The following is a 13,749-nucleotide window of genomic DNA, read 5'->3' as shown; positions in this document are numbered from 1 at the left end:
TTGGTAAGTGCCCAAAGCCTTAGCTGAAGATACCGCCATCGAATCCCCGAACAGCATCCCTGTGGTTCCTGACTCCAAACCCGCGAGGCCAGACCTCTCGCGGCTGGTGGTCAAGGGTGCCCGGGAACATAACCTGCGCAACGTGGACGTCGACCTTCCGCGCGATGCCATGATCGTGTTCACGGGACTCTCGGGTTCCGGTAAGTCATCGTTGGCTTTCGACACCATCTTCGCCGAAGGGCAGCGCCGCTACGTAGAGTCGCTGTCCGCGTACGCGCGCCAGTTCCTGGGCCAGGTGGACAAACCTGATGTCGACTTCATTGAGGGATTGTCGCCCGCGGTCTCCATCGACCAGAAATCCACCAGCAAGAACCCCCGTTCCACCGTGGGTACCATCACGGAGATCTACGACTACATGCGGTTGCTGTGGGCCCGCGTTGGCCGCCCCCACTGCCCCGTGTGTGGCGAACCCATCGCCCGCCAGACACCGCAGCAGATTGTTGACCAGCTTCTGGAACTTGAGACAGGCACACGTTTCCAGGTCCTCGCCCCGGTGGTCCGCGGACGCAAGGGCGAATTCGTCGACCTGTTCAAGGAACTGACCGCCAAAGGCTATTCCCGTGCACGCGTTGACGGCGAGCTCGTCCAACTGAGCGATCCTCCCAAGCTGGGGAAGCAGTTCAAGCACACCATCGAAGTGGTGGTTGACCGCTTGGTGGTCAAGGAAGACATCAGCCAGCGGCTCACGGATTCCGTGGAGACCGCCCTGGGCCTGGCGGAGGGCCGTGTCCTGGTGGAGTTCGTGGATCTTGACGCCGCGGATCCCGGTCGTATCCGGGCTTTCTCCGAGAATCTTGCCTGCCCCAACGAGCACCCTTTGGCGATCGATGAAATCGAGCCCCGCTCGTTCTCCTTCAACAACCCCTTTGGTGCCTGCTCGGCATGCAGCGGCATCGGAACCAAGCTTGAAGTCGACGAAGAACTCATCGTCCCCAATCCTGAACTCTCCTTGGGTGAAGGCGCCATTGCCCCGTGGTCCTTGGGAACGGCAACCACTGAGTACTGGAACCGCCTCCTTGAGGGCCTGGCCCATGAGCTCGGTTTCTCCATGAAGACGCCCTGGGAGAAACTCTCCAAAGAAGTCCGGAACACCGTGCTGCATGGCAAGGACCACAAGGTTGTTGTCCAGTACAAGAACCGTTTTGGCCGTGAACGCAAGTACAGCACGGGCTTTGAAGGCGCTATCCAGTACGTCCACCGGAAGCACGGTGAAACCGATTCCGACTGGGCCCGTGACCGGTACGAAGAGTACATGCGCCAGATTCCCTGCCCTGAGTGCAATGGTGCACGCCTCAACCCGGCATCGTTGTCCGTGTTGATCAACGGCAAGTCGATCGCAGCGGTTGCTGCCATGCCCATGCGCGAATGCGCTGAGTTCCTGGGCAGCCTGACCCTCACCAGCAGGGAAGCGCAAATCGCCAATCAGGTGCTGAAGGAGATCCAGGCCCGCCTGACCTTCCTTCTGGACGTGGGGTTGGAATACCTCAATCTCGAGCGGCCGTCAGGAACCCTGTCCGGCGGGGAGGCCCAGCGCATCCGGCTGGCAACCCAGATCGGTTCCGGCCTGGTGGGCGTCCTGTATGTCCTTGACGAGCCGTCCATCGGCCTCCACCAGCGTGACAACCGTCGACTCATCGAGACCCTTACCCGTCTCCGGGACCTCGGCAACACGCTGATTGTGGTTGAGCATGACGAAGACACCATTCACGAGGCTGACTGGGTGGTGGACATCGGACCAGGCGCCGGTGAGCACGGAGGCCAGGTGGTGCACTCAGGTACCTACAAGGAGCTGTTGGAGAACACGGATTCCCTGACGGGTGACTACCTGTCAGGACGCCGGAAGATCGACATTCCCACCAAACGCCGTAAGTACGACAAGAAGCGTGAGCTCAAGGTTGTCGGTGCCCGTGAGAACAACCTGAACAATGTCGATGCCACGTTCCCGCTGGGGCTCTTTACTGCGGTGACCGGCGTCAGCGGTTCCGGTAAGTCCACGCTGGTCAACGAGATCCTGTACAAGGTCCTCGCCAATAAGCTCAACGGTGCCAAGCAAGTGGCAGGACGGCACCGGACGGTGGCCGGCCTGGAACACCTGGACAAGGTGGTCCATGTCGATCAGAGTCCCATCGGGCGTACTCCGCGCTCCAACCCCGCGACGTACACCGGGGTGTTCGACAACATCCGCAAGCTCTTCGCCGAGACCACCGAAGCCAAGGTCCGTGGATACCTGCCCGGACGGTTCTCCTTCAACGTCAAGGGCGGTCGCTGCGAGGCGTGTTCGGGCGACGGCACCTTGAAGATCGAGATGAACTTCCTGCCGGACGTCTATGTTCCTTGCGAGGTCTGCCATGGTGCCCGGTACAACCGGGAAACCCTTGAAGTCCACTACAAGGGCAAAACCATTGCTGATGTCCTCAACATGCCCATTGAGGAGGGTGCCGAGTTCTTTGCCGCCTTCACCCCCATTGCGCGCCACTTGACTACTCTGGTGGACGTTGGCCTTGGCTACGTGCGTCTGGGACAGCCGGCAACCACGCTGTCCGGTGGCGAGGCCCAGCGCGTGAAGCTTGCCGCAGAGCTGCAGAAGCGCTCCAACGGACGCAGCATCTATGTCTTGGACGAGCCCACCACGGGCCTGCACTTCGAGGACATCCGTAAGCTCCTGATGGTGCTTCAGGGCCTGGTGGACAAAGGCAATACGGTCATCACCATCGAGCACAACCTCGACGTCATCAAGTCCGCGGACTGGATTGTGGATCTGGGCCCCAACGGTGGCTCGGGTGGCGGAAAGATTGTTGCCACCGGAACACCCGAACAGGTGGCAAAATCCACGGAGAGCCACACAGCAACGTTCCTAGCCGAGATTCTCGGATAGGCGCCAGAAGTATTCCGGTAGCGGCATGCGAGTTTCTGGCATGCCGCTACTCGTGAGAAACTAACCCGGTGACTCAAACAACGGTGCCCGTAATATTCGATCTGGACGGCACCCTTGTCGATCCAGCCGGCGGTATCACGGGAGGAATCTCCGCGGCCCTCCGTGAATTGAACCTTCCCGTTCCTGGGCAGGCCGTGCTGAATTCCATGGTGGGTCCCAAGCTCAGCGATTCCCTGTTGCATTTGGCCAACGTCCCGGAAACCCTGGTCAATGAAACCATTGAGCGTTACCGGCGCCATTACAAGGAAACGGGTATCGGGCAGAGCAAGCTTTACCCCGGGATCTTCGAACTTCTTGAGTACTTTGCTGAATCCGGCCGGGCTGTAGCAGTTGCTACTCAGAAGCCGCAGTCCATTGCGAGGCTCGTCCTCGAACACCATAAAATTGCTGATTTCTTCGTGTCCATACGCGGGGCGGCTGACAACGAGTCCCTGGAAGCGAATACGGCATCCGGCAAAGTCGAGATTGTTGGGGCAGCCTTGGCTGACCTGCATTCACAGCCGGCAGTGATGGTGGGAGACAGGCATCAGGACGTCGCAGGAGCCATGGCAAACGGCCTGGATTGCATCGGGGTGGCCTGGGGATTCGCCCCGGACGGTGAACTCGAAGAAGCCGGCGCTGTGGCCGTAGTGCAAACCGCAGCCGAATTGCGGATCAAAATTGAAGAACTTGACGCTGTCCGTGCGGCAGCCCTGAGCGAGGTACAAAACGATGGCAGTCTTTGATGCGATCCGGTGGACAACCCGTGGACTGATTTCCTCCACGTGCCGGCCTACTGTCATTGGTTTGGAGAACGTTCCCAAAGAGGGGCCCTTCATTGTGGCCCCCAACCACCTTTCCTTCCTTGACAGCGTGATCGTCCAGGCTCTGATGCCGCGTCCGGTCGCCTTTTTTGCCAAGGCCGAATACTTCACCACCAAGGGCGTCAAAGGTGCCGTCATGAAGTCCTTCTTCGAAGCCGTGGGATCCATTCCGGTGGAACGAGGTGAGCAGGCTGCCAGCGTGCAGGCGCTCAAGACCCTGCTGGACATCCTCGAGTCAGGCAAGGGCATCGGCATCTACCCCGAGGGCACCAGATCGCGCGATGGCATCCTCTACCGTGGGCGTACGGGCGTGGGGTGGCTTGCCCTGACCACAGGCGCGCCTGTCATTCCCGTGGGCCTGATCGGGACCGAAAGGCTGCAGCCTGCGGACAAGAACGCAGTAAGGCCACAGCACTTCACCATGAAGGTGGGCGAGCCGCTCTATTTCGAGAAGACCGGGCCGGACCACTCGCTTCCGGCGCGGCGTGAAGTCACCGACAGGATCATGGACGCCATCGCCCTGCTCAGCGGCCAGGAACGCTCTGCAAGCTACAACCAGAGCAAATCCGTCGACTAGCAGCAGCTGCCGGGGGATGACGTGGCAATGGTTGTCGTTCCGGTTCACTAGACTGGAAACGTGGCAGATCCAGCAAGTTACCGGCCCCAAACAGGTGAGATTCCGACCACCCCGGGCGTCTATCGATTCCGCGACCCCCATGGCCGGGTCATCTATGTAGGCAAGGCAAAGAATCTCAGGTCCAGGCTTAATTCCTACTTTGCCAACCCTGCAGGACTGCTTCCCAAGACCCACGCCATGGTGCATGCGGCCAGCAGCGTCGAATGGACCGTGGTGGGCAGCGAGCTGGAATCGTTGCAGCTGGAATACACGTGGATCAAAGAGTTCAAGCCGCGCTTCAACGTAGTTTTCCGCGACGACAAAACCTATCCCTACCTTGCCGTCACCATGGGGGAGAAGTACCCCCGGGTGCAGGTCATGCGAGGTGAGCGCAGGAAGGGCACCAAGTACTTCGGGCCCTACACCGCCGGCGCCATCCGCGAAACGATGGATACCCTGCTGAGGGTTTTCCCGGTCCGCAGCTGCAGCGCGGGCGTCTTCAAGCGCGCGGAATCCAGTGGGCGTCCTTGCCTGCTCGGCTACATCGACAAATGTTCGGCCCCTTGCGTCGGCCGGGTGAGTCCGGATGAACACCGCAACCTCGCCGAGGATTTCTGTTCCTTCATGGGCGGCGAAGCGAAACGCTTTATAAGCCGCCTGGAAAAGGACATGGCAGCAGCCGTGGCCGAACTCGACTACGAGCGGGCTGCCGGGCTCAGGGACGACATCATCGCGCTCCGGAAGGTTTTTGAGCGCAATGCCGTGGTCCTCGCCGAAGATACCGACGCTGACGTCTTCGCGCTCCACGACGACGAACTGGAGGCTTCCGTGCAGGTCTTCCACGTCCGCGGTGGCCGGGTCCGCGGACAGCGTGGCTGGGTGGTCGAGAAGGTTGAAGATGCCACGACCCCAGAGTTGATCGAACATTTGCTGCAGCAGGTCTACGGCGAGGACAGCGAGGTCCAGGGCCGGATTCCCCGCGAAGTCCTGGTGCCGGAAGCACCCAGCAACCATGCCGAACTCACTGAGTGGCTGGGCGGACTGCGTGGTGCCAAGGTGGACATCCGCGTGCCCCAGCGTGGTGACAAGGCCGCCCTGATGTCCACGGTGCGCGAGAACGCGGAGCAAGCCCTCAAATTGCACAAGACCCGCAGGGCCGGCGACATCACTGTCCGCTCCGTGGCGCTTCAGGAATTGCAGGAAGCCCTGGAAATTCCGGTTCCCTTGCTGCGGATAGAGTGCTTCGATATCTCGCACGTGCAGGGCACCAACGTGGTGGCCTCCATGGTGGTGGTGGAGGACGGTCTGCCCAAGAAAGCGGACTACCGCAAGTTCTCCATCACGGGCGCAGCGGCAGCTGACGACACCGCGGCGATGCATGACGTCCTGACCCGGCGGTTCCGGCATTACCTTACGGACAAGGCTGCCCAGGTCCCCGTGATATCCGGCGAGATCGTCAACCCGACGCGTGCGGGGGCCAAGAGCAACACTGAAGCCCCGCCGTCGGACCCCACGATGCCGGCCCCCAAGGCCAAGTTCGCGTACCCGCCCAACCTGGTGGTGGTGGACGGCGGGCAGCCGCAGGTCAACGCCGCCAAGCGTGCGCTGGCGGAGCTCGGCATCGACGACGTCTACGTGGTGGGCCTTGCCAAGCGCCTGGAAGAAGTCTGGCTGCCTGACAGCGACTTCCCGGTCATCCTGCCGAGGACATCGCAAGGACTGTATCTACTTCAACGGATCCGTGACGAAGCCCACCGCTTCGCCATCACTTTCCATCGGCAGAAGCGCGGGAAGGCCATGACGGTATCCGTCCTGGACGGGGTGCCGGGCCTTGGTGAAGCCAAGCGCAAGGCTTTGGTGGCGCACTTCGGCTCGCTGAAAAAGATCAAAGCGGCTTCCGTTGAAGAGCTCACGTCTGCCAAAGGTATCGGCCCTGCGCTGGCAGCTGCCGTGGTTCAACACCTGGGTAACACGGAAGACTCCGCCGGGGCAGTCCCGGCGATCAACATGACCACCGGCGAAATCCTTGAATCTTAGCTAGGGTTAGAACCTGGCCGATGGCCGCATCAGCGGCCACCGGCCCTTGAACATGTCGAGGGTGCGTTGACCCAAGGGGAGCGCACCTCAGGCCGTAAACACCACTTCGGACGAAACGGGGAACAACTCATGGATGAGGCAACGGCAGGGTCCGGAACGGAGCAGGACGGCCTCACGCCCGTCAAGCCCCCGGAGGCGGAACTGCTGGTCGTCACCGGCATGTCAGGGGCAGGACGCAGTACGGCCTCGGATGCCCTGGAAGACCACGGCTGGTATGTGGTGGACAACCTCCCACCGCAGATGCTGGGAACCCTGGCCGAAATTGTCTCGCATGCTCCCAAATCCATTCCCAAGCTGGCGGTGGTGGTGGATGTCCGCAGCAAGGACCTCTTCACTGACATCCAGACGGCGCTGGGCGCGCTCAGCGCCAGCGGCATCACCTTCCGGGTGCTCTTCCTGGACGCCAATGATGACGTCCTGGTCCGCCGTTTCGAGCAAGGACGCCGTCCGCATCCCCTGCAGGGCGGCGGCAGGATCCTTGATGGCATCGGGGTCGAGCGCGAGGTCCTGCGGGAACTGCGCGAGCATGCCGACGTCGTGCTGGACACCTCCGACTTCAATGTCCACGGCCTGGCAACAGCCATCACCGAACTGTTCAGCGACACAGGCCCGGTGACCCTGCGCCTGAACGTCATGAGCTTTGGATTCAAGTACGGACTCCCCGTGGATGCCAACTTCGTGGCTGATGCCCGTTTCATTCCCAACCCGCACTGGGTTCCCAAGCTTCGGCCCCATACAGGGCTGGATGAGGACGTCAGCAATTACGTGCTGGCTGCCGATGGCGTGCACGAGTTCGTGGACAGGTACGTACGGGCCCTGGAGCCTGTCCTGGACGGCTACCGCCAGGAGAACAAGCACTACGCCACCTTGGCTGTTGGCTGCACTGGAGGCAAGCACCGATCGGTGGCGGTCGCCGTCGAACTTTCGAAGCGTTTGGCGCAGTATCCCCGTGTCACAGTCACCACCACCCACCGAGACCTGGGACGCGAGTAGTGGGCGTCCTCACCGGCCCACTGCCCCTGATCCCGCCCAAAGGCGTCCCCGGCAGCCAGCAAAAGAAAAGTCCGTCAGTGGTTGCCCTGGGTGGCGGCCACGGACTGGCGGCGTCGCTGTCGGCACTGCGCCTGCTCACCTCCGAGCTGACGGCAATCGTCACAGTAGCGGACGACGGCGGCTCGTCCGGGCGTCTTCGCGAGGAGTACGGCGTCCTTCCGCCCGGCGACCTGCGGATGGCGCTCAGCGCCCTGTGCGACGATACCGACTGGGGCCGGACCTGGCGGGACGTCATGCAGCACCGTTTCAATGCCGGGTCCGCCAAAGGCGGCTCACTGGACCATCACGCCATGGGCAATCTGCTGATCGTGACCCTGTGGGAGCTCTTGGGAGATACGGTTGCCGGCCTGAAGTGGGCCGGCGCCCTGCTGGGAGCCAGGGGCCAGGTGCTGCCCATGTCCAGCGTTCCCCTCACCATTGAGGGCCAGGCCCACATTGACCTTCCGGGAGGTGGCCAGGAACTGCGTACGGTCCGGGGCCAGGCAAAATGCGCTGTGGCGGGCAAGCTTGAAGACGTCAGGCTGCTGCCTGAGGATGCTCCGGCCTGCACAGAAGCCCTGACGGCCATCGAACTGGCTGACTGGGTCATCCTTGGACCCGGTTCCTGGTACACCTCGGTCCTGCCGCATCTGCTGCTGCCTGAGCTGCGCCAAGCCCTGGGCGACACCGCTGCGAAGCGCTGCCTCACCATGAACCTTGACGTCGAAACCAAGGAAACCTCGGGCATGACGGCCGCGGACCATCTGGACGTCCTGCGCCGCTATGCACCTGAATTCAGCGTCGATGTGGTCCTTGCGGATCCTGCTGCAATCCAGGACCTCAAAGCCTTCGAGAAGGCCGCGGGGATGATCGGGGCTGAAGTGGTGTTGGGTAGAGTGGGGGCGTCGAGGCGCCGCCCCGTCCATGATCCACTGCTGCTGGCAGCGGCGTACCACGATATTTTCGGGAACAGTTAGGAATACGCGATGGCACTTACTGCGTCGGTCAAGGACGAACTGTCCCGGCTGGACATCAAAAAGTCTTCAGTCCGCAAGGCTGAAGTTTCGGCAATGCTGCGCTTCGCGGGTGGCCTGCACATCATTTCGGGCAGGATCGTCATCGAGGCTGAAGTCGACCTCGCTTCCACGGCACGCCGCCTCCGGGCCGCGATCGCGGAAGTGTACGGCCACCAGAGCGAAATCATCGTCGTTTCCGGTGGCGGCCTGCGCCGGGGAAGCCGCTATGTTGTCCGTGTGGTCCGGGACGGTGAAGCACTCGCCCGCCAAACGGGCCTGCTGGACGGACGCGGACGTCCTGTGCGAGGGCTGCCCTCGGTGGTGGTCAACGGCTCGGCTGCAGACGCCGAGGCTGTCTGGCGGGGAGCGTTCCTCGCCCACGGTTCACTCACTGAGCCGGGTCGTTCTTCCTCGCTGGAAGTCACGTGCCCCGGCCCCGAATCCGCGCTGGCACTCGTTGGGGCTGCCAGGCGGCTCGGCATCCAGGCCAAGGCCCGTGAGGTGCGCGGAGTGGATCGCGTAGTCATCCGAGACGGAGACACCATTGCTGCCCTCCTGACCCGCATGGGTGCGCATGACGCGCTGATGGTGTGGGAAGAACGGCGCATGCGCAAGGAAGTCCGGGCGACGGCCAACAGGCTTGCCAACTTTGACGACGCCAACCTGCGCCGGTCTGCCCAGGCAGCAGTGGCCGCGGGTGCCAGGGTGGACCGTGCCCTGGAAATCCTGGGAGACGACGTACCGGACCATCTCAAGTACGCCGGGGAGCTCCGTGTTGCCCACAAGCAGGCCAGCCTGGATGAACTCGGACGCCTGGCGGATCCGCCCATGACCAAGGACGCCATTGCGGGTCGCATCCGCCGCCTCCTCGCCATGGCGGATAAGCGGGCCCTCGACCTGGGCATCCCGGGTACTGAGGCAAATGTGACTCCGGAAATGATGGACGAGTAGTCCGCACCCATAGAATCGAAAATGCGTGGAGGAAATACTGCGAGGCCACCCGGGGTTGTTCCCGATGGAGGCAAGAGCAGGCTTCTTCGCCAAGGATTTCCGGCCAGCATGCTGGCCGGATGACATAACGAGAGTTACCAACCCGGACGTCAGTCCATTACATTGGAGGATTTCGTGACAGAGTACGTTCTGCCCGAGCTCGGCTATGACTATGCAGCACTCGAGCCGCACATTTCGGCAAAGATCATGGAGCTGCACCACAGCAAGCACCATGCTGCTTACGTTGCAGGCGCCAACAATGCCCTCTCCCAGCTGGCCGATGCCCGCGAGAAGGGTGACTACGCCAACATCAACCGTCTCTCCAAGGACCTCGCGTTCCACACCGGCGGACACATCAACCACTCCGTTTTCTGGAACAACATTTCCCCGGACGGCGGCGACAAGCCCGAAGGTGAGCTCGCAGCAGCCATCGATGACGCCTTTGGTTCGTTCGACGCTTTCCGTGCGCAATTCAGCGCTGCCGCACTTGGCTTGCAGGGTTCCGGCTGGGCTTTCCTGGCCTACGAGCCCATCGGTGGCAACCTGCTCATCGAGCAGCTCTACGATCAGCAGGGCAACGTTGCAGTAGGTACCACGCCGCTCCTGATGCTGGACATGTGGGAGCACGCCTTCTACCTGGACTACGTCAACGTCAAGGCTGACTACGTCAAGGCCTTCTGGAACATCGTCAACTGGGCGGACGTTGCAAAGCGCTTCGAAGCCGCGCGCGCCAACGCCACGGGCCTCATCGTCCTTTAGTTGGTGAGCCCCGGTTCACGCCGATGTAACAAAAGTCACTTTTTGCGTGAATTGGGGCCAAATGCTGGAAAGCCTGCCTCCGCAGTTGCGGGGGCAGGCTTAGTTAAACGTAAGATGGATCACGGAAGGCGGTTAGCCTTCAGCAACGTGGCTGGTCGCCCTCCGATCTGATAATCACCTCTGCCCAAAGACGTGCGGGGTCTGTTGGTTGGAAATAATAAATCCGACTCACTAGGCGTGCTTGCAAGAGCACCAAGGAGATTGACACATAGTGACCACCCGTATTGGTATCAACGGCTTCGGCCGCATCGGCCGTAACTACTTCCGCGCAGCACTGGCCCAGGGCGCAGACCTTGAGATCGTCGCCGTCAACGACCTCACCAGCCCCGAGACTCTCGCCCACCTCCTGAAGTACGACTCCGTCGGTGGACGCCTCGCCCAGACCGTGGAAGTTGTCGATGGAAACCTGGTAGTCGATGGCAAGTCCATCAAGGTCCTGGCTGAGCGCGATCCCGCCAACCTTCCGTGGGGCGAATTGGGCGTTGACATTGTCATCGAGTCCACCGGCTTCTTCACCAAGGCCGCAGCAGCCCAGAAGCACATTGATGCCGGCGCCAAGAAGGTCCTCATCTCGGCTCCCGCAAGCGACGAAGACATCACCATCGTCATGGGCGTCAACCACGAGCTTTACGATCCCGCAGCGCACAACATCATCTCCAACGCCTCCTGCACCACCAACTGCCTCGGCCCGCTGGCCAAGGTAGTCAATGACGCCTTCGGCATCGAGCGTGGCCTCATGACCACGGTCCACGCCTACACGGCCGACCAGAACCTGCAAGACGGACCGCACGGCGATCTCCGCCGCGCCCGCGCCGCCGCCATCAACATGGTTCCTACGTCCACCGGTGCAGCCAAGGCAATCGGACTGGTCCTGCCGGAGCTCAAGGGCAAGCTGGACGGCTACGCCATCCGCGTTCCGGTCCCCACGGGTTCCGCTACGGACCTCACGGTCACCGTCTCCCGCGAAGTAACGGTTGAAGAAGTCAACGCAGCAGTCAAGGCTGCCGCTGAGTCAGAACAGTTCGCCGGCATCCTTAGCTACACCGACGCTCCCATCGTGTCCTCGGACATCGTCGGAGACCCGGCGTCTTCCATCTTCGACTCCGGCCTGACCAAGGTCATTGGCAACCAGGTCAAGGTTGTTTCCTGGTACGACAACGAGTGGGGTTACTCCAACCGCCTCGTAGACCTCACGGAGCTCGTCGCATCCAAGCTGGGCTAGGGTAGACACATGACATCTCACACCCTCAACGAACTCATCGCTGAAGGTGTCCGCGGGCGGTACATTCTGGTCAGAAGTGACCTCAATGTGCCGCTCGACGGCTCTACAGTGACCGACGACGGCCGCATCAAGGCCTCACTTCCGGTCCTCAAGAAGCTCTCGGACGCCGGTGCCCGTGTGCTCGTTACCGCACACCTTGGACGCCCCAAGGGCGCTCCCGAAGAAAAGTACTCCTTGAAGCCCGCTGCGGCCCGCCTTGCGGAGCTGGCGGACTTCCCGGTACAGCTCGCCGCCGACACGGTGGGGGACTCCGCCAAGGAGCTCTCATCCGGCCTCAACGACGGGGACGTACTCATCTTGGAGAACGTTCGCTTCGATGCCCGCGAAACCAGCAAGGACGACGCCCAGCGCGGCGCCTTCGCCGACGAGCTGGTTGCCCTCACGGGAAGTAACGGCGCCTTCGTGGACGATGCCTTTGGAGCGGTCCACCGCAAGCACGCGAGCGTTTATGACGTGGCCACCCGGTTGCCGTCCTACCTGGGCGACCTCGTCCACACCGAGGTAGAGGTTCTCCGGAAGCTCACCACGGACACGCAGCGCCCGTATGTCGTAGTTCTTGGTGGCTCCAAGGTCTCGGACAAGCTGGCGGTGATCGAGAACCTTCTGGGCAAAGCGGACACCATCCTTGTTGGCGGCGGCATGCTCTTTACTTTCTTGGCCGCAGCAGGCCACAAGGTTGCGGGAAGCCTTCTTGAGGAGGACCAGATCCCCGTAGTCCAGGACTACCTCCAGCGCGCTTCGGCTGCGGGTACCTCCTTTGTGATCCCCACCGACGTAGTAGTGGCCAGCCGCTTTGCAGCTGATGCAGACCACGAGGTCGTCAGGGCGGACGCCATTGAGGACAGCGCTTTCGGAGCTTCCGGTATCGGCCTGGACATCGGACCGGAATCCGCTTCCGCGTTCGCAGCCCAGATCGAAGGCGCCAAGACCGTCTTCTGGAACGGCCCCATGGGTGTCTTCGAATTCGAGGCCTTCTCCAGCGGCACGCGGGCCATCGCCCAGGCGTTGACGGATACGGTTGCCTTCACCGTTGTGGGGGGTGGCGATTCCGCCGCAGCCGTTCGGACCCTAGGGTTCGAGGACTCGCAGTTCGGACACATCTCCACTGGTGGTGGCGCAAGCCTGGAATACCTTGAAGGCAAGGAACTTCCCGGCCTGAGCGTCCTGGACCGCTAAGCACCATCCGGCCGGCAGGACGCCATCGCGTTCTGCCGGCCGTTCCATATTTCAACGCATTCTTTGGAGTTCATGTGACTACCTCTGCCAACGGCAACTTTGTCCGCAAGCCCTTCATCGCCGGCAACTGGAAGATGAACATGGACCACGTCCAGGGCATCACCTTGCTGCAGAAGCTCGCCTGGACGCTGTCCGACGCCAAGCACGACTACAACCGTGCCGAGGTTGCCGTCTTCCCGCCGTTCACGGACCTCCGTGGCGTCCAGACGCTGGTCCAGGGTGACGACCTCGAGGTGGTCTACGGTGGCCAGGACCTCTCGCAGTTCGACTCCGGAGCCTACACCGGTGATATCTCCGGTCAGTTCCTCAGCAAGTTGGGCTGCACCTACGTCCTGGTGGGCCACAGTGAGCGCCGCACCGTCCACAACGAATCCGACGACGTCCTGAACGCCAAAGTCAAAGCTGGGTTCCGCCACGGCGTCATCCCTGTCCTCTGCGTCGGCGAAGGCCTCGAGATCCGCCAGGCAGGAACGCATGTTGAGCACACCCTTGCCCAACTGCGCGCCGGTGTTGAAGGACTCACGGCTGAGCAGGCTGCGGAACTCGTGGTTGCCTACGAACCCGTCTGGGCCATCGGCACGGGCGAAGTTGCCGGTCCGGAGGATGCACAGGAAATGTGTGCAGCCATCCGAGCCGAACTTGCCGAACTCTTCGACGAGACCGTCGCAGCAAAGACCCGTCTCCTTTATGGCGGTTCCGTCAAGGCCAACAATGCAGCCGCCATCATGGCCGAAAGTGACGTTGACGGATTGCTTGTGGGTGGCGCAAGCCTGGACCCCGCTGAGTTTGCTAACATTGTCAGGTTCGAGAGCCACCTCGTCACGGACTAGTCCGGCTCCCGTTTTCCGCTTCTTCGAAAGGCC

Annotated in this window: 11 protein-coding genes; all 11 read left to right on the top strand. The window is 61.9% G+C overall.

Annotated features, from left to right (window positions below):
• The first annotated feature begins 7 nt into the window (after positions 1-7).
• The 11 genes from uvrA to tpiA all read left to right on the top strand — a co-directional run bounded on the left by uvrA (position 8) and on the right by tpiA (position 13,716).
• Positions 8-2,935, top strand: coding sequence for an excinuclease ABC subunit UvrA (gene uvrA / locus WBN73_RS11950; protein WP_337340343.1), 2,928 nt, complete (start codon positions 8-10; stop codon positions 2,933-2,935).
• A 68-nt stretch (positions 2,936-3,003) separates the two neighbouring features.
• Positions 3,004-3,720: an HAD hydrolase-like protein gene (locus WBN73_RS11945; RefSeq protein WP_280627925.1), complete on the top strand. Its 717-nt coding sequence runs from the start codon at positions 3,004-3,006 to the stop codon at positions 3,718-3,720.
• Positions 3,707-4,375: a lysophospholipid acyltransferase family protein gene (locus tag WBN73_RS11940; protein ID WP_207593507.1), complete on the top strand. Its 669-nt coding sequence runs from the start codon at positions 3,707-3,709 to the stop codon at positions 4,373-4,375. The genes WBN73_RS11945 and WBN73_RS11940 overlap by 14 nt, the downstream gene beginning before the upstream one ends.
• A 60-nt stretch (positions 4,376-4,435) precedes the next feature.
• Positions 4,436-6,451, top strand: a complete 2,016-nt coding sequence (uvrC, locus tag WBN73_RS11935; protein ID WP_280627926.1) for an excinuclease ABC subunit UvrC — start codon at positions 4,436-4,438, stop codon at positions 6,449-6,451.
• 129 nt (positions 6,452-6,580) lie between these two features.
• Positions 6,581-7,504, top strand: coding sequence for an RNase adapter RapZ (gene rapZ / locus WBN73_RS11930; protein ID WP_089595052.1), 924 nt, complete (start codon positions 6,581-6,583; stop codon positions 7,502-7,504).
• Positions 7,504-8,520 carry a gluconeogenesis factor YvcK family protein gene (locus WBN73_RS11925; protein ID WP_207593509.1) on the top strand — a complete coding sequence of 339 codons (1,017 nt, stop codon included), beginning with the start codon at positions 7,504-7,506 and terminating at the stop codon, positions 8,518-8,520. Before rapZ ends, WBN73_RS11925 begins: the two co-directional genes overlap by 1 nt.
• 9 nt (positions 8,521-8,529) lie before the next feature.
• Positions 8,530-9,510 carry a DNA-binding protein WhiA gene (gene whiA / locus WBN73_RS11920; RefSeq protein ID WP_018777554.1) on the top strand — a complete coding sequence of 327 codons (981 nt, stop codon included), beginning with the start codon at positions 8,530-8,532 and terminating at the stop codon, positions 9,508-9,510.
• Positions 9,511-9,684: 174 nt separating this feature from the next.
• Positions 9,685-10,308, top strand: coding sequence for a superoxide dismutase (locus WBN73_RS11915; protein WP_089595054.1), 624 nt, complete (start codon positions 9,685-9,687; stop codon positions 10,306-10,308).
• 271 nt (positions 10,309-10,579) lie between these two features.
• Positions 10,580-11,590, top strand: a complete 1,011-nt coding sequence (gap, locus tag WBN73_RS11910) for a type I glyceraldehyde-3-phosphate dehydrogenase (protein ID WP_089595055.1) — start codon at positions 10,580-10,582, stop codon at positions 11,588-11,590.
• Positions 11,591-11,599: 9 nt separating this feature from the next.
• The gene (locus tag WBN73_RS11905; protein WP_207593510.1) at positions 11,600-12,826 is read left to right on the top strand and encodes a phosphoglycerate kinase; all 1,227 of its coding nucleotides are present in this window, start codon (positions 11,600-11,602) and stop codon (positions 12,824-12,826) included.
• A 74-nt stretch (positions 12,827-12,900) separates the two neighbouring features.
• The gene (gene tpiA / locus WBN73_RS11900) at positions 12,901-13,716 is read left to right on the top strand and encodes a triose-phosphate isomerase (protein ID WP_207593511.1); all 816 of its coding nucleotides are present in this window, start codon (positions 12,901-12,903) and stop codon (positions 13,714-13,716) included.
• Positions 13,717-13,749: the final 33 nt, after the last annotated feature.

This window comes from Paenarthrobacter sp. CCNWLY172, assembly GCF_037402035.1.
In the GTDB taxonomy this organism is placed as follows: Bacteria; Actinomycetota; Actinomycetes; order Actinomycetales; family Micrococcaceae; genus Arthrobacter.
The sequence above is the reverse complement of the archived record's forward strand: the minus strand, read 5'-3'. Positions and strand labels throughout refer to the sequence as shown.

What these genes read in the sequence shown, in the direction of transcription:
- WBN73_RS11905 (WP_207593510.1), top strand. Translation starts at nt 11,600, where the DNA reads ATGACATCTCACACCCTCAACGAACTCATCGCTGAAGGTGTCCGCGGG.
- rapZ (WP_089595052.1), top strand. Translation starts at nt 6,581, where the DNA reads ATGGATGAGGCAACGGCAGGGTCCGGAACGGAGCAGGACGGCCTCACG.
- whiA (WP_018777554.1), top strand. Translation starts at nt 8,530, where the DNA reads ATGGCACTTACTGCGTCGGTCAAGGACGAACTGTCCCGGCTGGACATC.
- WBN73_RS11940 (WP_207593507.1), top strand. Translation starts at nt 3,707, where the DNA reads ATGGCAGTCTTTGATGCGATCCGGTGGACAACCCGTGGACTGATTTCC.